General features: G+C 60.4%; 24 protein-coding genes and 1 tRNA gene. 10 read left to right on the forward strand and 15 right to left on the reverse strand.

Annotated elements, in window-relative coordinates; translation table 11 throughout:
- Positions 1 to 24: 24 nt before the first annotated feature.
- Positions 25 to 1827, reverse strand: a complete 1803-nt coding sequence (locus tag DHB74_RS00740) for a hybrid sensor histidine kinase/response regulator (protein ID WP_499160578.1) — start codon at positions 1825 to 1827, stop codon at positions 25 to 27.
- Between the two features lie 175 nt (positions 1828 to 2002).
- Here DHB74_RS00740 and curA point away from each other — a divergent pair, with 175 nt between their 5' ends.
- From curA to glpK, 3 genes are read left to right on the forward strand one after another with little or no spacing between them, the layout of a single operon-like run.
- Positions 2003 to 3037: an NADPH-dependent curcumin/dihydrocurcumin reductase gene (curA, locus tag DHB74_RS00745; RefSeq protein WP_036993492.1), complete on the forward strand. Its 1035-nt coding sequence runs from the start codon at positions 2003 to 2005 to the stop codon at positions 3035 to 3037.
- An 8-nt stretch (positions 3038 to 3045) separates the two neighbouring features.
- Positions 3046 to 3519 (forward strand): Cys-tRNA(Pro) deacylase, encoded by a 474-nt coding sequence (ybaK, locus tag DHB74_RS00750; protein ID WP_074778244.1) that lies wholly within the window; start codon positions 3046 to 3048, stop codon positions 3517 to 3519.
- A gap of 29 nt (positions 3520 to 3548) precedes the next feature.
- Positions 3549 to 5039, forward strand: a complete 1491-nt coding sequence (gene glpK / locus DHB74_RS00755) for a glycerol kinase GlpK (RefSeq protein WP_499160579.1) — start codon at positions 3549 to 3551, stop codon at positions 5037 to 5039.
- Here glpK and DHB74_RS00760 read toward each other — a convergent pair.
- Positions 5020 to 6192, reverse strand: coding sequence for an AI-2E family transporter (locus DHB74_RS00760; protein WP_063608071.1), 1173 nt, complete (start codon positions 6190 to 6192; stop codon positions 5020 to 5022). The two genes, glpK and DHB74_RS00760, sit on opposite strands and share 20 nt — an antisense overlap.
- A 183-nt stretch (positions 6193 to 6375) precedes the next feature.
- On the opposite strand from DHB74_RS00760, the gene DHB74_RS00765 reads away from it, so the two are divergent.
- A complete protein-coding gene (locus tag DHB74_RS00765; protein ID WP_074778238.1) occupies positions 6376 to 6666 on the forward strand; it encodes a PA2433 domain-containing protein in 291 nt (96 codons plus the stop codon).
- A 63-nt stretch (positions 6667 to 6729) separates the two neighbouring features.
- On the opposite strand, the gene DHB74_RS00770 is transcribed toward DHB74_RS00765, so the two are convergent.
- Positions 6730 to 6806: transfer RNA gene (locus DHB74_RS00770), tRNA-Pro, on the reverse strand.
- A 160-nt stretch (positions 6807 to 6966) separates the two neighbouring features.
- Positions 6967 to 7284 carry a Grx4 family monothiol glutaredoxin gene (grxD, locus tag DHB74_RS00775; RefSeq protein ID WP_036993498.1) on the reverse strand — a complete coding sequence of 106 codons (318 nt, stop codon included), beginning with the start codon at positions 7282 to 7284 and terminating at the stop codon, positions 6967 to 6969.
- Positions 7285 to 7509: 225 nt separating this feature from the next.
- On the opposite strand from grxD, the gene argF reads away from it, so the two are divergent.
- The 4 genes from argF (at position 7510) to DHB74_RS00795 (ending at position 10429) form a co-directional block, all read left to right on the forward strand.
- Positions 7510 to 8415, forward strand: coding sequence for an ornithine carbamoyltransferase (gene argF, locus DHB74_RS00780; RefSeq protein WP_499160580.1), 906 nt, complete (start codon positions 7510 to 7512; stop codon positions 8413 to 8415).
- Between the two features lie 11 nt (positions 8416 to 8426).
- Positions 8427 to 9533, forward strand: a complete 1107-nt coding sequence (locus DHB74_RS00785) for an ABC transporter ATP-binding protein (RefSeq protein WP_074778234.1) — start codon at positions 8427 to 8429, stop codon at positions 9531 to 9533.
- A 72-nt stretch (positions 9534 to 9605) separates the two neighbouring features.
- A complete protein-coding gene (locus DHB74_RS00790; RefSeq protein WP_074778232.1) occupies positions 9606 to 10085 on the forward strand; it encodes an FKBP-type peptidyl-prolyl cis-trans isomerase in 480 nt (159 codons plus the stop codon).
- A 119-nt stretch (positions 10086 to 10204) separates the two neighbouring features.
- On the forward strand, positions 10205 to 10429 hold the full coding sequence (locus tag DHB74_RS00795; protein WP_036993506.1) for a PFL_1563 family small protein: 225 nt from the start codon (positions 10205 to 10207) through the stop codon (positions 10427 to 10429).
- Between the two features lie 22 nt (positions 10430 to 10451).
- On the opposite strand, the gene DHB74_RS00800 is transcribed toward DHB74_RS00795, so the two are convergent.
- From DHB74_RS00800 to DHB74_RS00820, 5 genes are all read right to left on the reverse strand, one after another.
- Positions 10452 to 10943 carry a GDYXXLXY domain-containing protein gene (locus tag DHB74_RS00800; protein WP_036993507.1) on the reverse strand — a complete coding sequence of 164 codons (492 nt, stop codon included), beginning with the start codon at positions 10941 to 10943 and terminating at the stop codon, positions 10452 to 10454.
- Positions 10940 to 11989 (reverse strand): DUF4401 domain-containing protein, encoded by a 1050-nt coding sequence (locus DHB74_RS00805; RefSeq protein ID WP_036993508.1) that lies wholly within the window; start codon positions 11987 to 11989, stop codon positions 10940 to 10942. Before DHB74_RS00805 ends, DHB74_RS00800 begins: the two co-directional genes overlap by 4 nt.
- A complete protein-coding gene (locus DHB74_RS00810) occupies positions 11986 to 12957 on the reverse strand; it encodes a DUF2157 domain-containing protein (protein ID WP_169304611.1) in 972 nt (323 codons plus the stop codon). The genes DHB74_RS00805 and DHB74_RS00810 overlap by 4 nt, the downstream gene beginning before the upstream one ends.
- A 5-nt stretch (positions 12958 to 12962) precedes the next feature.
- Positions 12963 to 14288, reverse strand: a complete 1326-nt coding sequence (locus DHB74_RS00815) for an MFS transporter (RefSeq protein ID WP_328591605.1) — start codon at positions 14286 to 14288, stop codon at positions 12963 to 12965.
- Between the two features lie 188 nt (positions 14289 to 14476).
- The gene (locus DHB74_RS00820) at positions 14477 to 15910 is read right to left on the reverse strand and encodes an MFS transporter (RefSeq protein ID WP_051611477.1); all 1434 of its coding nucleotides are present in this window, start codon (positions 15908 to 15910) and stop codon (positions 14477 to 14479) included.
- Between the two features lie 359 nt (positions 15911 to 16269).
- On the opposite strand from DHB74_RS00820, the gene DHB74_RS00825 reads away from it, so the two are divergent.
- Both DHB74_RS00825 and bfr read left to right on the forward strand, forming a co-directional pair.
- Positions 16270 to 16479, forward strand: a complete 210-nt coding sequence (locus DHB74_RS00825) for a bacterioferritin-associated ferredoxin (RefSeq protein ID WP_036993511.1) — start codon at positions 16270 to 16272, stop codon at positions 16477 to 16479.
- Positions 16480 to 16599: 120 nt separating this feature from the next.
- The gene (gene bfr / locus DHB74_RS00830; RefSeq protein WP_036993513.1) at positions 16600 to 17067 is read left to right on the forward strand and encodes a bacterioferritin; all 468 of its coding nucleotides are present in this window, start codon (positions 16600 to 16602) and stop codon (positions 17065 to 17067) included.
- Positions 17068 to 17118: 51 nt separating this feature from the next.
- Here the strand turns inward: bfr and pyrF are convergent, their stop codons facing one another.
- From pyrF to cmk, 6 genes are all read right to left on the reverse strand, one after another.
- On the reverse strand, positions 17119 to 17820 hold the full coding sequence (pyrF, locus tag DHB74_RS00835) for an orotidine-5'-phosphate decarboxylase (RefSeq protein ID WP_036993514.1): 702 nt from the start codon (positions 17818 to 17820) through the stop codon (positions 17119 to 17121).
- A gap of 14 nt (positions 17821 to 17834) precedes the next feature.
- Positions 17835 to 19040 (reverse strand): lipopolysaccharide assembly protein LapB, encoded by a 1206-nt coding sequence (gene lapB / locus DHB74_RS00840; RefSeq protein WP_136869708.1) that lies wholly within the window; start codon positions 19038 to 19040, stop codon positions 17835 to 17837.
- Between the two features lie 5 nt (positions 19041 to 19045).
- Positions 19046 to 19345 (reverse strand): LapA family protein, encoded by a 300-nt coding sequence (locus tag DHB74_RS00845; RefSeq protein WP_036993516.1) that lies wholly within the window; start codon positions 19343 to 19345, stop codon positions 19046 to 19048.
- A 67-nt stretch (positions 19346 to 19412) separates the two neighbouring features.
- Positions 19413 to 19706 carry an integration host factor subunit beta gene (ihfB, locus tag DHB74_RS00850; protein WP_036993517.1) on the reverse strand — a complete coding sequence of 98 codons (294 nt, stop codon included), beginning with the start codon at positions 19704 to 19706 and terminating at the stop codon, positions 19413 to 19415.
- Between the two features lie 162 nt (positions 19707 to 19868).
- On the reverse strand, positions 19869 to 21551 hold the full coding sequence (rpsA, locus tag DHB74_RS00855; RefSeq protein ID WP_036993519.1) for a 30S ribosomal protein S1: 1683 nt from the start codon (positions 21549 to 21551) through the stop codon (positions 19869 to 19871).
- 156 nt (positions 21552 to 21707) lie between these two features.
- A complete protein-coding gene (cmk, locus tag DHB74_RS00860; RefSeq protein ID WP_036993520.1) occupies positions 21708 to 22385 on the reverse strand; it encodes a (d)CMP kinase in 678 nt (225 codons plus the stop codon).
- Positions 22386 to 22392 lie beyond the last annotated feature (7 nt).

Here is a 22392-nt window from a genome sequence, read left to right on the forward strand (position 1 = left end):
GGGCGCTACGCCTGTGGCATTAGCTCAGGTGATGGATGCCATCTGTCCCTGCAGCAGTGACTGCACTAGTCGTCGCAGGCGCGCGGGCAAGACGGGTTTGTAGATGAGCAGGACATTTGCTGCTTCGGCGCTGCGGGCCAGCTCGTCGCTGGTGTCGGCAGTGACCAGCACGGCGGGTCCGGTGTAGAGCTCTTCCTGGCGCATTGCTTCGATCAACTCCAGGCCAGTCATGCCGCCTTCCAGATGGTAATCCGCGAGCAACAGGTCGACTTCGCCATCACGCCGGTCGCCGCGCAGCAGTCTCCCCCCCTGCTCATGACTTTCGACCTCGCAACCCCAGTGGCGCAGCAGAACTTCCATGGCCTGGCGGTTAACCAGGTCATTCTCCACCAGCACCACCCGACCCTGCAGCCTCGCGCTACCCGACAGGGCTGCAGGCTGTGCTTCCTCCTGCCACTCACCTTTGGGCACTTCAACCCAGAAGGAAGAACCCTGCCCCGGTTCGGATTCAACGCCGGAAGGGTATTCCAGCAGACGCTGCAGCTGACGACAGATCGACAATCCCAGCCCAACGCCCTTCTCCAGCGTACGCGCGGGGTTGCGCAGCTGGGTGAACTCTTCGAATATTCGCGCCTGCTCATCGCGACTCAACCCACAGCCATTGTCCACCACGGCAATGCGCAGTTGCTCGTCCCGTTCGCTCACCACGACCCGCACCTGTGTGGCGCCGGCGTGTACCAATGCATTGTTCAGATAGTTGCGCACCAACCGCTCCAGCAGCATGGGATCGGTATACAGCGCGCAGTGCGGCGGGCAGTCGAGCACCAGTTCGATATCCCGCTCCCCGGCGCTGACCTCGAAGCCAGCCAGCAGCCGCTGCAGCCAGCCGCGCAGATTGATGTGGCGCAATTGCGGACGCACCATGCCCACCGAGAGCCGGGAAATATCCAGCAGCGAGTTGAGCATCGCCTGCAGCAGATGGGTCGATTCGGCCAGCCGGGTGACGCTTTTGCGGGTTTCCGGCTCGATCACCTTTTCTTCCAGATGGCGGATGAACAGGGTCATGGCATGCAGGGGCTGGCGCAGGTCATGACTGGCGGTGGCCAGAAAGCGCGTCTTGCCCTGGCTTTCCCGCTCGGCACGGTCCCGGGCAGCCTGCAATAACTGCTCGTTGAGATAGGCCCGGCGCAGCATATGTTCGTAGGCATAGGCGCCGATGCTGCCCATCAGGGTGAAACAGCCGAGAAACAGGCCATTACCCAATACGATCTGCCGCGAGGAACCGATTGCCGCTTCCCCGGCCAGATAGCTGAGCACGATGAACCAGGAGCCCAGCGCGGAGCTGCGCATGGGCAGCCCCAGCAAGAAACAGCCCGACAGCAGAATCAGATACAGTCCATCGTGCGTGACCGCCACCGGCACTTGCTGCGTCCGGCAAACCAGGATGACCATGATCACCATCAACCCGGTAGATATATATCCCAGGGTGGCGATATCGAAGGCGGATCGCGGACTTACTCGCCCCGGCCGGTTGGAGTACCACAGGCAGAAGCACACCAGTAGCAGCACCAGCACCCGCACGGTGATGCTCAGGTGATACACGGATGCCGGCAGAAACGCGTAATCCACCCAGATGAACAACAGCATGAAGCCGATACTGGAGACTGCCACCGCCCATACCCGGCTGCACATTTTGCGGTGCATGTAGGCCTGGAAGTCCGCCTCGATCGGGACGGGAAATCGCAGCCGGCCAAGGCGACGACTTTGGGCCAACAACCCGGGTTCATCCAGCGGCTCGGCCAATCCGGCCTGGGTGACTTGCGTCATCTTGTTGTTATCCTTTGGTTCGGTATCGTGCAAGATTACCCCTTTGCGCTCAGACCACCAAGTACGCGCTGGGCCACAGGTTTCAGTTGCCCTCGCCCACCTTGTTTACTAACTTGATAGCTCATCCGCTACGCCCGCCATGCTCAGGCGAGCCATTTCACACCGGGGAAGTCACATGCCGCAAACCGCCACTATCAACCGCCAGATTCTGCTCGCTTCACGCCCGGTGGGCGCACCGGTGCCGGACAACTTCAAACTGGTCGAAACCCCGGTCCCCCACCCTGGCGAAGGTCAGATGCTGCTGCGCAACCTATGGATGTCGCTGGACCCATACATGCGCGGCCGCATGAGCGATGCCAAGTCCTATGCCGACCCGGTAGCGGTCGGTGATGTGATGCCCTGCGGTGCCGTCAGCCGGGTAATGGAATCCAACCTGGATGGTTTTTCCGCCGGTGATCTGGTGATGTGCTACACCGCCGGCTGGCAGGATTACAGCCTGTCCAATGGCAGCATGGTCTTCAAGCTTGACCCGAATATGGCCGAGCCGTCCCAGGCGCTTGGCGTGCTCGGCATGCCCGGTTTCACCGGCTATATGGGCTTGCTGGATATCGGTCAGCCCAAAGCCGGCGAGACGGTGGTAGTGGCTGCGGCCACTGGTCCGGTCGGCAGTGTGGTCGGCCAGGTGGCGAAGCTCAAGGGTTGCCGCGTGATCGGTATCGCCGGCGGACCGGACAAATGCGCCTATGCGGTGGATGAACTGGGCTTCGATGCCTGCCTGGATCACAAGCTCGACAGCCTGGCCAATGACCTGGCCAATGCCTGCCCCGACGGCATCGACGTATATTTCGAGAACGTCGGCGGCAAGGTATTCGATGCGGTCATGCCACTGCTCAACCCCCACTCTCGGGTTCCCATCTGTGGACTGATCGCCCAGTACAACGCCACTGAGCTGCCACCGGGCCCGGACCGCCTGCCGCAACTGATGCGCTTGATGCTGAGCCAGCGCATCCGCATGCAGGCGTTCATCATCTTCGACAACTACGGTCCGCATTATCCCGAGTTCCTGCAGACCATGACCCCCTGGGTCGCCGAGGGCAAGGTAAAGGTCAGGGAGGATCGGGTCGAGGGGCTGGAAAACGCGCCCCAGGCATTCATCGGCATGCTCGAAGGGCAGAACTTTGGCAAAATGGTGGTCAAAATAGCTGACTGAGACCGCCCATGACGCCCGCCACCAAAGTGCTCGACAAAGCCAAGGTCGGATACCAACTGCACCGCTACGAACATGATCCACAGGCCGAGTCCTATGGCGGTGAAGCCGCCGATAAACTCGGCCTCGACCCGCAACAGGTATTCAAGACCCTGTTGGCCAGCACCGACACCGGCGAACTGCTGGTGGCGGTGGTGCCGGTCAATGGAGTGTTGGACCTGAAATTGCTGGCCAAGGCTGCCGGGGCGAAGAAAACTGCCATGGCCGACCCCGCCGCCGCCCAGCGCAGTACCGGTTATCTGTTGGGCGGTATCAGCCCGCTGGGCCAGAAAAAGCGTCTGCGCACCTTCATCGATGCCAGTGCCAATGACTGGCCAAGAGTGTTCGTCAGCGGCGGACGACGCGGCCTGGAGATAGAACTGCAACCACAGGATCTGGCCAGCCAGACCGGCGCCAGCTTCGCCGCTATCGGCCGGGCCAGCTGATCATCCACAGGACCTCGGGGACCGCCTCAATGCCGAAACATCTTCTCGCCATCGATCAGGGCACCACCAGCAGCCGCGCCATGCTGTTCGATGAGCACTGCCAGCCGGTGAGCGTGGCACAACAGGAGTTCACCCAGCACTTTCCCCGGGATGGCTGGGTGGAGCACGATCCGGAGGACATCTGGCAGAGCGTGTTGGCGGTGGTACGCGAGGCGCTGACCAAGGCCGAACTGGATGCCGCCGATGTGCTGGCCATCGGTATCACCAACCAACGCGAAACTACTGTGGTCTGGGATGCAGCCACCGGTGAACCGGTCTATCCGGCCATCGTCTGGCAGGACCGGCGCACCGCCGCCTTTTGTGATCGCCTGCAATCCGAGGGGCACGAGCCCCTGATCAACCAGCGCACCGGACTGCTGATTGATCCGTATTTCTCTGCGACCAAGCTGCGCTGGGTGCTGGACAATGTCGCTGGCACGCGCGAACGCGCCGAACGGGGTGAGCTGCGCTTTGGCACGATCGACAGCTTTCTGCTGTGGCGCCTGACCGGCGGCCGGGTGCACCGCACCGACGCAACCAATGCCTCACGCACCATGCTGTTCAACATTCACAACCAGCAGTGGGACGAAGATCTGCTGCAGCTGCTGGACATACCGCGCAGCCTGCTACCGGAGGTGCTGGATAACGCTGCGGATTTCGGTCAGACCGACGCAGCGCTGTTCGGCGCCAGCCTGCCGATCGCGGCCATGGCCGGGGATCAGCAGGCCGCACTGGTCGGCCAGGCCTGCTTCGCCCCCGGCAGCGTCAAGAGCACCTATGGCACCGGCTGCTTCATGGTGATGAATACCGGCGAGCAGCCGGTAGCCTCTTCCCACCGGCTGCTGACCACGGTCGGCTATCGGCTCGGCGGGCGGACCACCTACGCACTGGAGGGCAGCATCTTCGTCGCCGGCGCCGCGATCCAGTGGCTGCGCGACGGCCTCAAGCTGATCCGCCACGCCGATGAGACCGAAGCCCTCGCCGAACAGGTGGGCGATCAGAGCGGTGTGTACCTGGTACCGGCCTTCACCGGCCTGGGTGCGCCCTACTGGGACCCGCTGGCGCGGGGGGCGATCTTCGGCCTGACGCGGGATACCGGCATCGCCGAAATCGTCACTGCGGGACTGCAGTCGGTGTGCTTCCAGACCCGCGATCTGCTGGAAGCGATGATCGCCGATGGCGCCATCGCCACCTCGGCCTTACGGGTGGATGGCGGCATGGTGGTGAATAACTGGATGGTCCAGGCCCTGGCCAATACCCTCGGCGTCCCGGTGGACCGCCCCCAGGTAACAGAAACCACCGCCCTCGGCGTGGCTTGCCTGGCGGGTTTGCATATGGGCCTGTTCGACAGCCTGGATGCCATTGCGGCGCGCTGGGATTGCGAGCGCAGCTTTCAGCCAGCCATGCCAGAAGAGCGCCGTGAAGCGCTCTACAGCGGCTGGCTGGATGCGGTCAGCCGAATCAGGAATCAGCATCCCTGATCGGCTTGTCCTGCGTCGGAATAACCGGCTCAGCCGTCGCCAGGGCGTTCTCTTCAGCCAGCTCGGCCTGAGACAATTCCTCGGTCGGCACGGCAACTACTTCCTGCTCCTCCCGGGCTTCGGCGTACAAGCTCCAGGCAGCGATGAATAGCGCCGCAATCAGCGGCCCGATGACAAAACCGTTGAGCCCGAACAACGCCAACCCGCCCAGAGTGGAAATCAATATCACATAGTCGGGCAGTTTGGTGTCCTTGCCTACCAGGATGGGGCGCAGTACGTTATCCGCCAGACCGATGACCACCGCGCCGAAAGCGGTCAGTATTGCCGCCTCCCACATGGCTCCGGTTGCCAGGAAGTAGATCGCCACCGGCCCCCAGATCAGTCCGGCACCGACTGCCGGCAGCAACGACAACACCGCCATGATCACACCCCAGAGCAGCGCGCCCTGCAGCCCCAGCGCCCAGAAGATGAACCCGCCCAGCGCGCCCTGCACCACCGCCACCGCGATGTTGCCCTTGACCGTGGCCTTGATCACCGTAGTGAACTTGCTGAGCAGGTGCTGTTTGTAGCCTTCACCCAGCGGAATGGCCCGGCGGATTCTCGACGCCACCTGCCGGCCATCGCGCAGCAGGAAGAACAGCAGATAGAGCATGATCGCGAAGCTGATCAGGAACTGGAAGGTGTTCTGACCGATGCTGAAGGCCTTGGTCGCCAGATATTGGCTACCGCTCATCGCCAGCTGGGAAATACGTTCCTGCACGCTGGAAATATCGGTCAGGCCGAATCGCGCCAGCAGATCCTGGGCAAAGCCGGGCAAGGCGTTGATGACCTGTTGCAGGTAGGCACCAAAGTCGAGGGTACCCGTATCGATACGCTGGTAGATGGCTGCCCCTTCCTGGACCAGCGCACCGGCCAGCAGGCTGACCGGCAAAATCACCATCAACAGGATGATGGCCAGGGTAATCAGCGCCGCCAACCCCCGCCGCTGATTGAGCCGCGTTTCGAAACGCCGCTGCATCGGCTGAAAGATCAATGCCAGGACAGTGCCCCAGAAGACCGCACCATAAAACGGCAACAGCAACCAGACGAAGGCCACCGAGACCAATGCCAGCAGCAGGATGAAACTCTTGTTTTCAAAATTCTCGTTGAGCATGACCGGCCAGCGACTCCAGATTCCGTGGAAACACGAAGAATACCAGTGGTAACCGATTGCAGATAGCACGCTGCATGGCAATTCCTGTACGTATGTGTGCTGCCGCAAAATTAACCAAACCCTGCGACCAGCTCATTGTCCCAATGGATGAGTACCATTTCATTGGCACACCGGAGATTCCCCATGAAAACCCTGGCACTGATCTTCACTACCGCGCTGCTGGCCACCCCGGTCGCGTTTGCCGAGGATGTCACCTGCACATCCAACATGCAGGAGCTGGCGCGCTATTCTTCGGCGCCCCTGGATCAACTGTCCGACGAAGCCCGCACCCAGCTCGAAGATCATATCCGCCTGGCCGGTGAAGCCCAGGCGCAAGGTGATGAGGAAAGCTGCGTCGTCCATTCCAGCAAGGCATTGCAGGAAATCAACAGCATCGGCAATGAAGAAGGCGCTATGGATAACGCCGACAGCTAGCGCTCAATCAGGCAACCAGAAACCAAAAAAGCCCTGACTCTTGCGAATCAGGGCTTTCGGTATTGGTCGGAGCGACTGGAATCGAACCAGCGACCTTCTCGTCCCGAACGAGACGCGCTACCAGGCTGCGCTACGCTCCGTGTTTGTGAGGCGGCATTTTACATAATCGTCCGTTTTTCACAAGAGGGGGTTGAAAAAATCTTTTGTCATCCGGTGCTTAGGGGAGCTTTCCCATACGGTCGGGCACAAAAAATCCCGTCACGACCAGGCCGGGACGGGATCTTTTCAGTCCACTGGACCTCACTCCGCAGTGGCGGCGCTCACCATGGTCTGCAGTTCGCCGGAGTCGAACAGTTCCTGGATGATGTCACTGCCGCCGACCAGTTCACCCTTTACCCACAGCTGCGGGAAGGTCGGCCAGTTGGCGTACTTGGGCAGCTCCGTGCGGATGTCCGGATTCTGCAGGATGTCAACGTAGGCGAACTTCTCGCCGCAGCTCATCAGCGCCTGAACCGCGCGGGCGGAAAAACCGCACTGGGGCGCGTTGGGTGCGCCTTTCATGTAGATGAGTACCGGGTGGCTGGAGATCTGCTCTTTGATGGTGTCGATGGTGCTCATGGGAGTCCTCAATGGCGTGGCCCGAAATTGCGCTCATTGTACCGCAAAGTGGATCTCGTTGCCGAGGAGCAGCGACAGGGGCACGGGTATTTGCCTTGCACCGGATTTTCCCTATAAGATCCCCGCTTCTCACTTTTTCGCGTATGGCTTGTACCGGGCCGTCAGGTCACGGTAAGGCCCACTGTTTCCGGTCGACAGCCGACCGATGTAACCAGGTAGCACAAGATGACTGTACGGCATTTTCTTTCGTTGATGGATTGCACCCCGGCAGAACTGGCTGGACTGCTGAAACGCGGTATCGAGCTCAAGTCACTGCATCAGCAGGGCGTCATCTACGAGCCGTTGAAAAACCGTGTGCTGGGCATGATCTTCGAAAAGGCCTCGACCCGGACCCGGGTGTCCTTCGAGGCGGGTATGATCCAGCTGGGCGGTCAGGCCATCTTCCTGTCACCCCGCGATACCCAGCTGGGTCGTGGCGAGCCGATCGAGGACAGCGCCCGGGTGCTGTCGCGCATGTGCGATGCGGTCATGATCCGTACCTTTGCCCACAGCACTCTGGACACCTTCGCCGCCCATTCACAGGTGCCGGTGATCAACGGCCTGAGTGATGACCTGCATCCTTGCCAACTGCTGGCCGACATGCAGACCTTCCTGGAGCACCGCGGCAGCATCAAGGACAAGGTAGTGGTCTGGATCGGCGACGGCAACAACATGTGCAACAGCTATATCCAGGCGGCGATGCAGTTCGACTTCCAGTTGCGTATTGCCTGCCCCGAGGGTTATGACCCGGACCCGGCGTTTCTCGAACAGGCTGGCGGTCGCGTCACCCTGCTGCGCGATCCCAACGAGGCCGTTGCCGGCGCCCACCTGGTATGCACCGATGTCTGGGCCTCCATGGGTCAGGAAGAGGAAGCACAGGCTCGCATGCAGAGTTTCGCGCCCTATCAGGTGACGCCAGCAATGCTCGACCGGGCGGACGAGTCGGTGATCTTCATGCACTGCCTGCCGGCTCACCGGGGCGAGGAAGTATCGGCGGCGCTGATGGAGGATCCGCGCAGCGTGGTCTGGGATCAGGCGGAGAACCGCCTGCATGCACAGAAGGCACTGGTTGAATTCCTGCTCATCGACTGACGGTAGCCCCCATGTCCGATATCGTTCTGGAGCTGAATAATCTCGCCTGCGGCTATGCCGGGCACAAGGTGGTACAGGAGCTGAGCATCCATCTGCGCGCCGGCGATATCGGCTGCCTGCTCGGCCCGTCCGGCTGCGGCAAGACCACGACCCTGCGCAGCATTGCCGGTTTCGAGCCGGTCAGCGCCGGGGAGATTCGCCTGGATGGCCAGGTACTGTCGAGCCCTACCCATAACGTACCGCCGGAGCAACGGCGGATCGGCATGGTATTCCAGGATTACGCCCTGTTCCCGCACCTGACCGTGGCGCAGAACATTGCTTTCGGCATCAACAAACACCCCGAACGCCAGCGCATTGTTGGCGAGCTGCTGGAGCTGGTCAAACTCGGCAAGCTCGGCCAGCGCTATCCCCATGAGCTGTCCGGCGGCCAGCAGCAGCGGGTAGCACTGGCCCGCGCACTGGCACCGGAACCCCGGCTGCTGCTGCTCGACGAGCCCTTCTCCAATCTGGACGGCGAGCTGCGCCGGCGGCTGTCGGGTGAGGTGCGCGACATCCTCAAGGCCCGCGGCACCAGTGCGATGCTGGTCACCCACGATCAGAGCGAAGCCTTTGCCGTTTGTGATCAGGTTGGGGTACTGCGCGAGGGGCGCCTGCAACAATGGGACACGCCCTATAACCTGTACCACGAGCCGGCTACGCCTTTTGTCGCCAGCTTCATTGGTCAGGGCTACTTCATTCGCGGCCAGTTGCTTACGCCCGATACGGTGCAGACCGAGCTGGGCGTGATCCGCGGCAACCGCGCATATCAGTTGCCCACTGGCAGCGCCGTGGATGTATTGCTGCGCCCCGACGATATCGTTGGCCAGGAAGGCAGCAGCCTGACAGCCACCATCACCGGCAAGCTGTTCCTCGGCGCCAGCACACTGTATCGCCTGCAACTTGCGACGGGCAGCGTGCTGGAGGCGATTTTCCCGAGCCATGACGATCATTCACTGGGCGAGGTGCTGGGCATCCGCGTGTCGGCCGACCATCTGGTGATTTTCTCCGCCCAGGGTAGCGTCAATGTCAGTGCGCAGTTGCCGCTGGAGCAGGTATTGGCGTCCGGGGTTTCGGTCTGACCCGTCGCGACTTGGCAAGAGCGCGACGGGTCCGGATAATGGCGCCTTTACAACCAGCCTGATGAGTCATTCATGCAGATCGCAAAAAATACGGTAGTCGAGTTCCACTACACCCTCTCCGATGCCAATGGCGAAGTCGAAAGTTCGCGCCAGCACGAACCCGTGCTGTACCTGCACGGTCAGCCCGGTCTGCTGGATGGTTTGGTCGAGGCCATGGAAGGGCGCGAAGCCGGTGACGTCTTCAGCGTCGAGCTGCCGGTCGACAAGGCCTACGGCCCGCGCCAGGACAATGCCACCCAGAAGGTCCAGGTCAAGCATCTGCAAGGTGCGAAGAAGTGGAAGCCGGGCATGCTGGCGGTGATTCAGACCGAACAGGGCCCGCGCCAGGTGACTGTGGTCAAGGTAGGGTTATCCCAGGCCGAAGTGGATGCCAACCATCCGCTGGCTGGTCGCGATCTGACTTTTGATATCGAGATTCTGTCGGTCCGCGAAGCGACTGCCGAAGAACTGGCGCATGGTCATGCCCACGGCGTAGGTGGCCACCAGCACTAAGCTTCCCCGGTGTCCTCAGAGCCGTTTTTGCGTAGACGAAACGGCTTTGAAAAAAGCAGCCAAGCAATGTTGACACAAATAGTGTATTATGGTTGTTTTTTCCGCCAAGAGGGTACCACATGTCCACCAAACCCGCTGTCAAACCTGCCGTCAAGCCCGCAGCAAAAACCGCCCCTGCCAAACGTAAAGCCGATGCGGCCGTAGCCACCAGCGAGTCCATCGACAACCAGATTGCAGCCTTCCTTGCCTCGGGCGGCGAAATCCAGAGCATCCCCAGCGGCACCAGCGGCCAGACCTACGGCAAGCCGGCCAGCAAGACTGCAGCCAAGCCCCAGAAAGCTTGATCCGCTTCCGCTTTCAGCACAATTAACGGCGGTTGTTGCCCAATAATCTCAGATCCTCGCTATACAGCGAGGTGAGCAACGCAGTCCCGTCAGCCGCCACCCGGAAACCACCCCAGTGCGCAGCCTCATAGAGCGCAGCCTTACCTTCCTGGAAGAAAAACCCATTAGGCCCCAGGCTTGCGCCACCCGCACCTGGCCGGATACGCATGGATACTCTGCCCGGCTCGTTGATGGGTGTGTCACCGGTACCGATGAAAGTCGTTCGCGCGCCTGCACCCAGCTGCAAATGGGCATAGGCAGGCCACTTGCCATTTTCGGCCCGCAGCTGTGAATCCAACTCAAAGCGCAGCGCCATATAGTCGCCCTGCATCAGCGAACGCGGGTCCACCGGGGCCAGGCGCAGCAGTACCAGTTGGCCGTCGCGCAAGGTACGTTCATGACCAAGGACCGCATACCCGGCCACTGCCATCACCAGCAACCAGGCAGCAATAACGCCCAAGACGTATCGACTCATTCAGCCCTCCTCAACGGCATGACCAGCCATTGGCGCAGCGCCAACAGCAACAAGCCACTGGCGACCAGCAATATCGATTTGACCAGCAGCGTGATATGCAGGCTGTAATACAGGTCGCTCAAGTAGAACGCCACACCCACTCCCACCAGCACCGACCAGAGCCGATCACAGGCGTGGAATACCGCCAGCCAGAGGGCCGCGGCAATCAGTAACCCCGGCGCCGGACTGCTCAGAGCGGCAAGCACAAGCACGCCGGCCAGAGCACCCAGCCGAACCGGCCATTGAACGGCGCTGGTCAGCCAGACCAGAGTCGCCAGCAACACCAGCGTGGCGCCCAGCGGATAGAGCCACGCCAACCATCCGGCGTTGTCGCCCTCCAGCGCCAGAATCCAGCGTAGGCCGCCCATTGACGGCTGGCCGATGATGCCTGATGCCATGGCCACTAGCGTAGCCGCACCGGCAACTGCGCGGATCATCCCGGCCTGAGGCAGATGTGCCCAGTGGGCGCGCCGCAGCCAGAGCCAGACGGCCAGCGCCGCCAGCACCACGGCTTGGATCGATAACAGGAAATAAGAGTCGAACAACAGCACCAGACCCAGCATGGCCGCCAGGGCGCAGACAAACCGGTGTCCACTGCCGGCAGGCACCAGCAGCATGCCAATAGCCACCAGTAGCGCCACCAGTGCCGGAAGCCTCAGAAAATCCATCTGCTGCAGCTCAGCACTGAAAAACACCAGCAATGCCTGCCCGAGCATGGAAAAGGCCAATCCCAGCTGGGGGACGAAGGCCCCCGAGCCGCGCAACAAACCAATAGCTGTCAGTAACAAAAGCACGCCGGCAAACAGGTTTGGCAGCGGCCCGCTGCCCAGACTCATCACCCAGGCCGCTAGAAGCATCAGCGCCGCAAACCAGGCGGCGAAGCCGGACAGCGCCGTCATATACCAGGGTGCCGCCTGCCCGGCCTGCAGTCGCATACCCTCGTCCTGCTCCAGTATCCGCCGCTGCTGCAACTCGTCGAGCAACGCCTGCTGCCAACTCCTATTCATTGCTGGTCCTCCCGATAGCAACGCTGCAGCCAGACCGACACCATGGCGCTGCCCACCAGCACGAACAGGCCGAGCAGCCAGACCAAGGCGAAGTCGTCGATATCCTGCAGCAATCGCGCCAGGCCCGCGGTCAGCACCGCCACCAGCGAATACAGCTGCATGGCCAGCAGCAACAGGTCAGGTCTGAAGCGTCGGTAGATGGGAATGCCCACCAGATAGATCGCAGCCAGTATCAGCAACAGGTGGCCCAGCCCCGGACGCCACCAGGCAATCATCGCGCCCAGACCGAGCGCGGCGAGTGCTCCACAGCCCGCCAGGCGTGGCAGGAGGCGGCTGGGCTGCAGCAGCAAGCGACCGCCCCAACATTCGAATAACACCAGCAGCAGCGCATTGAACGCGGCCAGACTCAATAATCCCGGAGAGACACCGTGCAGCCCGCCGAACAGCCAACTGCCGGTGCTGGCGAAATAGCGCACCAGCGCCAGGTTGGCGACCAGCCAGAATAGCACCCAACAGGCGGCAGACCGCGACAGCAGCGCCCAAGGCAGGCTCAATACCGCCCAGACGGCAAATAGCTGCCAGATATCCGCCCCGGTTTGATAAGTCTGTCCAATCAGCGCCAGCAATCCACCCGTCGCCAGCGCCGCCCCCATTAACGTGGCCCGCCCGACGACGGATTCCCGTGGCATCAGCAAGGCAATGCCGGCAAAGCCGCTCAGCGCCGCTGCGGCCAGCGCCAGTTTGGTGAAACGGTGCAGTTCTTCCCAATTGAAGGCGAAGAAGAACAGCACGCCAAGTGCCAGCAACAGACAACCATAGAACGCCAGCACTCGGTCGAGCGCCGCCAACCAATGGCGGGCGGCCGGCTGCGGCCGCTCCGGTACCAACGCCCGTTGAAGTTGCTCCCGGCTGAGCAGACCCTGCTCGGTCCAGTCCAGCAATTGATCGCGCCGTCGTATGTCGTCCATCAGCTTCATTTGCCAGCCCACGCCTTGAGTCGGTCGGTGAATTCGGGCACGGCCAGAAAGATATACAGACTGACCATTACGTTGAGCAGCGAAACCACCAGGAAGAGTTGCGGAATGCTAACCCCCACCAAGCCCAGCATCAACATGGCGAAAATGGCGGAAATCACCATCAGCAGGGAATTGAGAATATTGTTGGCGGCAATGACCCGGGAACGCTCGCTGTCCGCCGTTCTGGACTGGATCAAAGCATACAGCGGCACTATGTAGAAACCGCCGAAGACACCCAGACCCAGGATGCAGGCCATGACCGCCCAGGCGGCCGGCTGCAGCAGCAGATCCAACCAGCCGAGCCCACCCTCGCCCATGTCAATGAAACCCGCGCCGCCCCACAGCAGCAGCCCGAACAGCGTCAGGCCGATAGCGCCCAGCGGTACCAGCCCCAGCTCTACCTTTTTGTTCGAGAGCCGCTCGCACAGTAGCGAACCGGCGGCGATCCCGGTGGAAAAGACCGCCAGGATCAGCGTGACCACAGTTTCATCGCCGCCCAGGTAATCCCGGGTAAAGCCGGGAATCTGCGCCAGATAGGTGGCCCCAAGAAACCAGAACCAGGAGTTGGCCAGCAGCGACCGGGATACCGCCTTCGATTGCTGGACCAGCCCCAGATGAAGAATCCGCGCCGACTGGCGGAAGATATTCCAGTCCAGTTGCAGGTGCGGCAGCGCAGCGGCGGTGGGCGGAATCGCCAGACTGGTGAGAAAGCCACACAACGCCAACAAGACCACCGCTACCGACACCCAACTCGCCCACTGCTCACCAGACATCAGCACACCAGCGAACAGGGTGCCGCCGAGAATCGCCAGGAAGGTCCCCATTTCTACCAGGGCGTTGCCCCCGATCAACTCCCGCTCAGCCAGGTGCAACGGCAATATGGAGTATTTCACCGGACCGAACAGGGAGGATTGCGCCCCCATGGCAAAGAGCACCGCCAGCATCAACGGCAGATGCCCCAGTAGCACGCTGGCCGCCCCTGCCAGCATGATGATGATCTCGGCACACTTGATCAGACGGATCAGCCGCTGCTTGGGATATTTCTCGCCGAATTGCCCGCCCAGAGCGGAAAAGAGGAAGAACGGAAGGATAAACAGCAAGGCGCTGAGGTTGATCAATACATTGGGATCGGCGCTGACCCCGATCTTGAACAGGATCGCCAGCACCAACGCCTGCTTGAACACATTGTCATTGAACGCACCCAGAAACTGGGTGATGAAGTACGGCAGAAAACGCCTGCTGCGTAACAGACCGAACTGAGACCGCTCCGACATCGCTGCCATCCTTCCTAACCTCTGCTGAAGGATGACAGCATAACGGAACAACCTGTCAGTTGCGCGACTGCGATATGACTGGCGAAAAAAGCTTGGTGGCCAAGGCCGCTTTCACAGCCGCGCGACTCGGGCGCACCCAGACACCTCCCCTTTGGGAGCGGGCTCGCCCGCGAACAGACCAGGCACCGCAGTCACCCTTAATCTGCCTCCACAATCTGCAACCGCACATTGCGCCGCTGGATCCACTGGCGGATGCGCTCCTGTCGATCAGAGGTCAGCGGGTAACGGCGCGCCAGCATGAAGGCTGCCATGTACATGAGCACGGGGCCGATGATGTAAAGCACCCGCAACGACATCAACTGTTGCTCGCTGTGCACCGTCTGGGTCGCATCGAAGCCCACCAGCGCCAGCAGGCCCAGCGATAAGCCGAGACCGACGGCCATGGCCATCTTCTGGGCCATGCCGGACATGGCAAAGAACAAGCCGGTGCGATGTTCCTTGCTGCGCGCCGTGTCCAGATCGACGATATCAGCCAGCATCGACAGCGGCAAAAACTGGAAGGCCGCAAAGCAGAAGCCCTTGATTGCGAACATGATGGCAAACGGCAACAGCTGGCCAGCCTGCAGGAAGAACATGCCAAGGATACTGAGACTGGAGATGCCAACCGCCACACAGAAAGCGCGGTGCTTGCCAATCCGGCGCCCCAGCGCCAGCCAGAATGGGATACCCAGGATGCCAATGCCGAAATACAGCAGATACATCATGCCGATGTGCGCCTGAATCTGGATCACGTGCTGCATGAAGAACACCGACATGGCATTACGGAAGGATTCACCGGTAATCACGATCAGCAGAATCAGCATCAGACGTTTGAACGGCCCGTTATTCTTCAGTACACGCAGCCCCTTCTTCCAATCGGTACGTTGCACCGAACGCGGCGGCGCTTCGCGCACGCAGGTGACCACCAGCAACACGGTGATGGGCAGCAGGATCAGCAGCAACCAGCCCATCGAGGCCAGAATGGGCCCGTAGCCGATCCCCAGTTCGCCATCGCGGCCCACCAACCAGACTGCGGTACGCATCAGCAGACTGTCGGTATCGCCCGCCGCATAGCGCGCGCCCAGCGCCTGGACAATGGCCGGCGCCAGGGCAGCGATGAACAACCCCAACAGAATGAAACCTTCACGGGAGGCGGTAACGCGGCTGCGCTGATGATAGAGCGTCGACAGCTCCGCTCCCCAGGCGCCGTACGGCAGCGTGACCATGGTCCAGCCGAGGTACATCAATATGGTCCAGCCCATCAGATGCATGATCCCCGCCCCTTCCGGCGGCATGAAGATCATTACCGTGCCCAGCAGCATCAGCGGCGTACCCATTATCAGCCAGGGCTTGCGGCGCCCGAACCGCGTCTGCCAGCGATCACTGATCATGCCGACCAGCGGGTCGGTGATGACATCGGAAAATCGTGCCAGAACGAGCACCAACGCCATCAACGCCATGTTCAAGCCCATTTCCTGGGCGTAAAACGGTGGGAGATAGACGGCCAGCGGATAACCGATGATGGCCAGGGGGATGCCCACGGAACCGTGGACGAGAATGGTTGATCGTTTCAGAATGCCGGACTGACTCATGGGACGACTCCGTTGCTCAGGCAGGGAGCCAGGCCCCGCCCCTTTTCTTGTAATAGTCGATGCGAGTCTATGCCAGCCGGCGATCAATATCCGAGCCTGATTTCAACGAGATGTAACGAGGGTTTGCCCAGGCATCGCGCCGTACCGCTGCGCATCAGGACTGGCGCGGCATCCAGACATCATCAGAGCGGACGATGGGCGATATTCAGCGCACTGATGCCGTCCACAAGGGGGTTGCGCACTGCTTAAGCGGACCGCCCGTCTATCTTTTTGCGAATCGCATCGATAGTTGTTTGACAATTATTCTCATTATGATTAGCGTATAGCCATTGCTCAGCTGACACCTTGGAGTGGCACCGATGTACGTATGTCTTTGCAAGGGAATTACCGATACCCAGATTCGCGACGCTGTTACCGATGGCGCCTGCAGCATGCGGGATCTGCGAGAGCGTCTGGATGTCGCCAATCAATGCGGTAAATGCGGTCGTGAATGCAAGTCCATCATCGGTGAATACCGCCAGGCTGCCACCACCAGCTTCGTCAACGCAGGGCAGTTCGCAATGGCATGAATGCGTCTTGCATGCCATCGCGAAACATTTCTATCTTCTTGATTTTCAAGGCTTGTATTTGACAGTTCGCCGCGCGGATAGCACACTCAGTGAATTGATCCCGCACTGAGGAATTCCGTCATGAAAGGCGACGCACAGGCAATCCGCCATCTCAACATTCTGCTCGGCAACGAGCTGGTTGCCATCAACCAGTACTTCCTGCATGCCCGCATGCTGCAGGATTGGGGTCTGGATAAGCTCGGCGACCATGAATACCATGAATCCATCGATGAGATGAAGCATGCCGATGCTCTGACCAAGCGCATCCTGTTTCTTGAAGGCATCCCGAATCTGCAGGATCTGGGCAAATTGCTGATCGGCGAAAACACCCGCGAAATCCTCGAATGCGACCTGCGTCTGGAAATGAAGGGCATCCCCGATCTCAAGGCCGCCATCGCCTATTTCGAAAGCATCGGTGATTACGGCAGCCGAGAGCTGGCCGAAGACATCCTGACCTCGGAAGAAGAGCACGTCGATTGGATCGAAACTCAACTGAGCCTGATCGACAAGGTAGGTATCGAGAACTACCAGCAGTCGCAGATCAGCTGACAGTTCTACCGTGACAAAAAAGAGCCCGCCATATTGGCGGGCTCTTTCGTTTCAGCTGTTCAGGCTGTCCAGGATATCGGACACCGCTGCCGCCGGGTCTTCGGCACGCGTGATGGGACGCCCGATCACCAGGTAACTGCTACCGTTCTCCATCGCCTGGCGTGGCGTGACAATGCGCTTCTGATCATCGACACTGGCATCATCCGGGCGGATGCCCGGTGTCACCAGCTTGAAATCCTCGCTGAGTGCGTTTCTAAGCGCTTTCGCTTCACGCGCCGAGCAGACCACTCCATCCAGGCCGCAATCCTGCGTCAGACGTGCCAGGCGCTGCACCTGCACCATGGGCTCGATATCAATGCCCACTTCCTGCAGATCTTCCTGCTCCAGACTGGTCAACACCGTGACCGCGGTGAGCAGCGGGCTCGGACCGGAGCGGCGCTCCAATACCTCGCGGCAGGCTTCCATCATCCGCCGGCCACCGCTGGCATGCACATTCACCATCCACACGCCCAGCTCGGCCGCCGACCGAACGGCGCTGGCGGTGGTGTTGGGAATGTCGTGAAACTTGAGATCCAGAAACACCTCGAATCCCTTGCTCTGCAGCGCCTCCACGATGGCCGGCCCAGTCGCAGTGAACAACTCCTTGCCTACCTTGAGGCGGCACTGTGCCGGATCGAGACGGTCGGCCATGGTGACCGCGGCGGTCATATCGGGGAGGTCCAGGGCAACAATTATCGGGCTATTGCAGGGCATTTATCTTTCCTGTGTCAGATGGTTCTCAGCGACGGGCTGGCGTTAGCCGGCTCCGGTCCCTTCAAAGGTCTTGTCGTTGACCAGCCGTGGCAGGTCGGGCATTGCCAGTGCAACTGCCTGCCGGAAAAACCGCAGGCCTGGCAGCGATACTTGTGCTTGTCGATCAGCAATGCTTCAACGATCCCGCGCAGAATCATCAGATTGGCATGCCCGCGGGGCTCGACATTATCCTTGTGCAGATCAATCAGATACAGCAATCCGCGCAATGAGGGCTGCTGCTGCAGGTGGGCAAGCACGTACCGGCTGGTGGCAGCGAGTCCGGCGCGCTTGTTCAACTCATCGGCACGCGCCAGCACGGTCGCTACCATCGGCGGTTGGGCATTTTCCAGTACCTCGTCGAGAAAAGCCAGCAGATCCAGATGATCAGCCGCCGCAAGGTTCTGCAATAGCGGCAGCGCCTGGGGAATGAAATCCGGATCGTTCACCGCCAACCGGCGCAGCCACTTGAGCACCTCACGATCACGCCCCTGCCCCGCCTCCAGCTCGGCCAGCATCAGCATGGCGCGCACCGAGTTGCGCTGGGTAGCAAGCGCATCCAGCAGATGGCGCCGCGCCTGCGGCCACTCCTGACGCGCCTGCGCCTCGCGGGCCAGTTCGCAGTGGTAATGTGCCAAGGTGACCGCGAAGCTCTCTCGCTCACGCAGCAGGCGCTTGCCTACTGCCACCGCCTGTTGCCAGTCACGCTCGCGCTCGTGAATGCGCACCAGATCGGACAGCGCATCGGCGCTGAGGCTGGAGCCCGACTCCACCAGCTCGTCCAGCAGCCGTTCGGCCCGATGGTGCAACCCGACCGCCAGATAATCCCGGGCCAGCTCGAACTGCACCCGGTCGGCCTGCTGGGTAGTGAGATTGGGCCGCGCCAGTAGGTTCTGGTGCACCTTGATCGCCCGCTCGACATCACCACGCTGACAGAACAGCTTGCCGATGGCGATATGGGTCTCAACCGTTTCGGGGTTGACCTCAAGGGCGCGGATAAAGGTCTCGATCGCCTCGTCCGGTTGCTCATTGAGCAAGTAGTTGAGACCGATGAAATATTGCTTGTCGATGGCACTACCGTGGGGCGCCAGCATTACGCCGACCTTGATGGCCTCACGGCGACCAAGAAACCAGCCAATCCCCAACGCCGCCACGAACAAGCCGAGGAACATCAGTTCCTGCATGGCAATCAGCCTTTGACAGCCTGGGTACGCAGCTTGTCGACTTCCTTGCGATAGCGATTGAGTTCATTGCTCTGCACCATCAAACGCAGCCGCAGGCGGGTGGTCAGCAGCCAGCCAATCAGAACACCCAGCACACTGCCGAGAATGAAGGCGATGATGATGAAAAGGGAAACCGGATATTCGGGAGAGGATATTTCAAGAAACTGCAACGCGATGTTCTGCTGGTTTTCCAGCATGAAATCGATGGTCGCCAGTGCTACCAACAACAGCACGATGATCAGCACCGCGCGTTTCAGCCATTGCATGCCGCCACTCCCCTTTCTTGTGCAGGGAGGCAGTATAGCGCAGCCTGAGGATGAGTCATATGCCGGGTCAGGCGGTTTCCAGCGAGTCGTTGACCCGATCCCGCAACTCTTTACCGGGTTTGAAATGCGGCACGTACTTGCCGTCGAGCTGTACCGACTCGCCGGTCTTGGGATTACGGCCGACACGCGGCGCCCGATAATGCAGCGAGAAGCTGCCAAACCCTCGTATCTCGATACGCTCGCCCGTGGCCAGCGCGGTCGACATATGTTCCAGCATAGTCTTGATGGCCAGCTCCACATCCTTGGCTGATAACTGGCCCTGTTGTTCGACTATACGTTCGATCAACTCCGACTTGGTCATGATTTTCCCTTTTTATTCAATCGGCTAGGATCCGTTTTGATTTGTTTTACCATGCTTGACTGGATTTGAACAGCCTGATATGGCCAACCACGCCAGACCAGGAACAGCGAGCACAAAAAAGGGCGACCGAAGTCGCCCTTTTTCAATGGATCACACTGGCAATCAGTTGCCCTTGTTTTCCATCTGTTGCTTGATCAGATCACCAATGGTGGTCGGACCGGCAGCCAGCATTTCCTGCTTGCGCAGGTCCTGGATGGCTTCTTTCTCGTCTTCAACGTCCTTGGCCTTGATCGACAGGCTGATGACACGGCTCTTGCGGTCAACGCTGATGATCTTGGCTTCGACTTCGTCGCCGACGTTCAGCACGTTGCGCGCATCTTCAACGCGGTCACGGCTGATTTCGGAGGCCTTCAGAGTACCTTCGATGTCTTCGACCAGGGTGATTACCGCGCCCTTGGCGTCAACTTCCTTGACGGTACCGGTAACGATGGTGCCTTTCTCGTTCAGGGATACGAAGTTGGAGAACGGATCGTCTTCCAGCTGCTTGATACCCAGGGAGATGCGCTCGCGCTCCGGATCGACCGACAGGATGACGGTTTCGATCTCGTCGCCCTTCTTGAAGCGACGTACGGCTTCTTCGCCGACTTCGTTCCAGGAAATATCGGACAGGTGAACCAGACCATCGATGCCGCCGTCCAGACCAATGAAGATACCGAAATCGGTGATCGACTTGATGGAGCCGGAGATCTTGTCGCCCTTGTTGAACTTGCTGGAGAACTCTTCCCACGGGTTCATCTTGCACTGCTTGATGCCCAGGGAGATACGACGACGATCTTCGTCGATGTCCAGAACCATGACTTCCACTTCGTCGCCAACCTGAACGACCTTGGAAGGATGGATGTTCTTGTTGGTCCAATCCATTTCGGAAACGTGAACCAGGCCTTCAACACCCTCTTCCAGCTCGGCGAAGCAGCCGTAGTCGGTGAGGTTGGTGACCTTGGCGTTGACACGAGTGCCTTCCGGATAGCGACCGGTGATGGCAACCCATGGATCTTCGCCCAGCTGCTTCAGACCCAGGGAAACGCGGTTGCGCTCGCGGTCGAACTTCAGCACTTTGACGTCGATCTCGTCGCCAACGTTGACGATTTCGGACGGATGCTTGATGCGCTTCCAGGCCATGTCGGTAATGTGCAGCAGACCATCTACGCCGCCCAGGTCAACGAACGCACCGTAGTCGGTGAGGTTCTTGACGATACCTTTGACAACTTGGCCTTCCTGCAGGGTTTCCAGCAGGGCTTCGCGCTCGGCACTGTTCTCGGCTTCGAGAACGGCGCGACGGGAAACGACAACGTTGTTGCGCTTCTGGTCGAGCTTGATGACCTTGAATTCCAGTTCCTTGCCTTCCAGGTGCGCGGTGTCGCGGACCGGACGGACGTCGACCAGGGAACCCGGCAGGAACGCACGAATGGTGTTGACGTCGACGGTAAAGCCACCTTTGACCTTGCCGTTGATGACACCCTTGACGATTTCTTCTGCGGCGAAAGCTGCTTCGAGGACTTTCCAGGATTCGGCGCGCTTGGCCTTCTCACGGGACAGTTTGGTTTCACCGAAACCGTCTTCGACGGCGTCCAGTGCAACGTGTACCTCATCACCCACGCTGATGGTCAGTTCGCCCTGATCGTTCAGGAACTGCTCGCGCGGAATGACACCCTCGGATTTCAGGCCGGCGTGAACGGTGACCCAGTCAGAGTCGATGTCCACAACGATACCGGTGATGATGGAGCCTGGCTCCATATCAAGGGTTTTCAGGCTTTCTTCAAAAAGTTCGGCAAAGCTTTCGCTCATTTGGATTCCTGTAAAAGTGTAATAAGGCAGTAACCGCCTGGCCGCTCAAACGCGTGCCCTGCAGCCAACTTGCCCGCCACGCCACCAGCTTGCGTGGGTTGATTATATTGATACCTTTTCCGGTAGTGCTGATTACCCGGTCAAGGACTCGCCTGATCAGTCCAGCAGGTTGCGCTTGCGCGCTTCCGTCTGCACTGCTTCAAGTACTTTTTCGATGCTCATGTGCGAAGAATCGATCAGGATGGCATCCTCAGCTGGCCGCAATGGCGCGATGCTGCGGTTCATATCCCGCTCGTCCCTGGCATTTATTTCATCGAGAAGACCCGCAAGACTAGCAGTTTCGCCCTTTTCGAGCAACTGCCGGTAACGGCGTTCAGCACGGATTTCCGGGCTGGCGGTCAGAAATATCTTCAGTTGGGCATCGGGAAACACCACAGTACCCATATCGCGGCCATCGGCGACCAGCCCGGGCGCCTCGCGGAAGGCCTGCTGACGGCCTAGCAGCGCCTGACGAACGGCTGGCAGGGAAGCCACCCGGGATGCGCCGGCGCCGGCCGTTTCAGTGCGAATACCCCGGGTAACATCCTCGCCTTCGAGAATGATGCGCTGCTCCTGGCCTTCTTCAGCCAGGAACCGCACGTCCAGATGGGCTGCCAGGCTGGTCAGGGTCTGCTCATCGGCAAGATCCACCCCGTGATTGCCGGCGGCGAAGGCCAGCACCCGATACAGTGCGCCGGAGTCCAGCAGATTCCAGCCCAGCCGGGCGGCCAGCATGCCGGTGAGAGTGCCTTTGCCGGAGCCTCCCGGCCCATCGATGGTGATGACGGGCGCCATGTCTGTG

It is taken from the genome of Pseudomonas sp. G11-1 (assembly GCF_024031555.1).
Lineage (GTDB): Bacteria > Pseudomonadota > Gammaproteobacteria > Pseudomonadales > Pseudomonadaceae > Halopseudomonas > Halopseudomonas bauzanensis.

Coding starts and splice junctions, on each gene's coding strand:
- curA (WP_036993492.1), top strand. CDS start 2,003: ATGCCGCAAACCGCCACTATCAACCGCCAGATTCTGCTCGCTTCACGC.
- pyrF (WP_036993514.1), bottom strand. CDS start 17,820: ATGCCCTGCAATAGCCCGATAATTGTTGCCCTGGACCTCCCCGATATG.
- bfr (WP_036993513.1), top strand. CDS start 16,600: ATGAAAGGCGACGCACAGGCAATCCGCCATCTCAACATTCTGCTCGGC.
- DHB74_RS00820 (WP_051611477.1), bottom strand. CDS start 15,910: ATGAGTCAGTCCGGCATTCTGAAACGATCAACCATTCTCGTCCACGGT.
- DHB74_RS00765 (WP_074778238.1), top strand. CDS start 6,376: ATGAAAACCCTGGCACTGATCTTCACTACCGCGCTGCTGGCCACCCCG.
- DHB74_RS00815 (WP_328591605.1), bottom strand. CDS start 14,288: ATGGCAGCGATGTCGGAGCGGTCTCAGTTCGGTCTGTTACGCAGCAGG.
- DHB74_RS00800 (WP_036993507.1), bottom strand. CDS start 10,943: ATGAGTCGATACGTCTTGGGCGTTATTGCTGCCTGGTTGCTGGTGATG.
- DHB74_RS00795 (WP_036993506.1), top strand. CDS start 10,205: ATGTCCACCAAACCCGCTGTCAAACCTGCCGTCAAGCCCGCAGCAAAA.
- DHB74_RS00825 (WP_036993511.1), top strand. CDS start 16,270: ATGTACGTATGTCTTTGCAAGGGAATTACCGATACCCAGATTCGCGAC.
- ybaK (WP_074778244.1), top strand. CDS start 3,046: ATGACGCCCGCCACCAAAGTGCTCGACAAAGCCAAGGTCGGATACCAA.
- DHB74_RS00790 (WP_074778232.1), top strand. CDS start 9,606: ATGCAGATCGCAAAAAATACGGTAGTCGAGTTCCACTACACCCTCTCC.
- DHB74_RS00845 (WP_036993516.1), bottom strand. CDS start 19,345: ATGCAATGGCTGAAACGCGCGGTGCTGATCATCGTGCTGTTGTTGGTA.
- DHB74_RS00785 (WP_074778234.1), top strand. CDS start 8,427: ATGTCCGATATCGTTCTGGAGCTGAATAATCTCGCCTGCGGCTATGCC.
- argF (WP_499160580.1), top strand. CDS start 7,510: ATGACTGTACGGCATTTTCTTTCGTTGATGGATTGCACCCCGGCAGAA.
- cmk (WP_036993520.1), bottom strand. CDS start 22,385: ATGGCGCCCGTCATCACCATCGATGGGCCGGGAGGCTCCGGCAAAGGC.
- grxD (WP_036993498.1), bottom strand. CDS start 7,284: ATGAGCACCATCGACACCATCAAAGAGCAGATCTCCAGCCACCCGGTA.
- ihfB (WP_036993517.1), bottom strand. CDS start 19,706: ATGACCAAGTCGGAGTTGATCGAACGTATAGTCGAACAACAGGGCCAG.
- DHB74_RS00740 (WP_499160578.1), bottom strand. CDS start 1,827: ATGACGCAAGTCACCCAGGCCGGATTGGCCGAGCCGCTGGATGAACCC.
- glpK (WP_499160579.1), top strand. CDS start 3,549: ATGCCGAAACATCTTCTCGCCATCGATCAGGGCACCACCAGCAGCCGC.
- DHB74_RS00805 (WP_036993508.1), bottom strand. CDS start 11,989: ATGAATAGGAGTTGGCAGCAGGCGTTGCTCGACGAGTTGCAGCAGCGG.
- DHB74_RS00810 (WP_169304611.1), bottom strand. CDS start 12,957: ATGGACGACATACGACGGCGCGATCAATTGCTGGACTGGACCGAGCAG.
- lapB (WP_136869708.1), bottom strand. CDS start 19,040: ATGCAGGAACTGATGTTCCTCGGCTTGTTCGTGGCGGCGTTGGGGATT.
- DHB74_RS00760 (WP_063608071.1), bottom strand. CDS start 6,192: ATGCTCAACGAGAATTTTGAAAACAAGAGTTTCATCCTGCTGCTGGCA.
- rpsA (WP_036993519.1), bottom strand. CDS start 21,551: ATGAGCGAAAGCTTTGCCGAACTTTTTGAAGAAAGCCTGAAAACCCTT.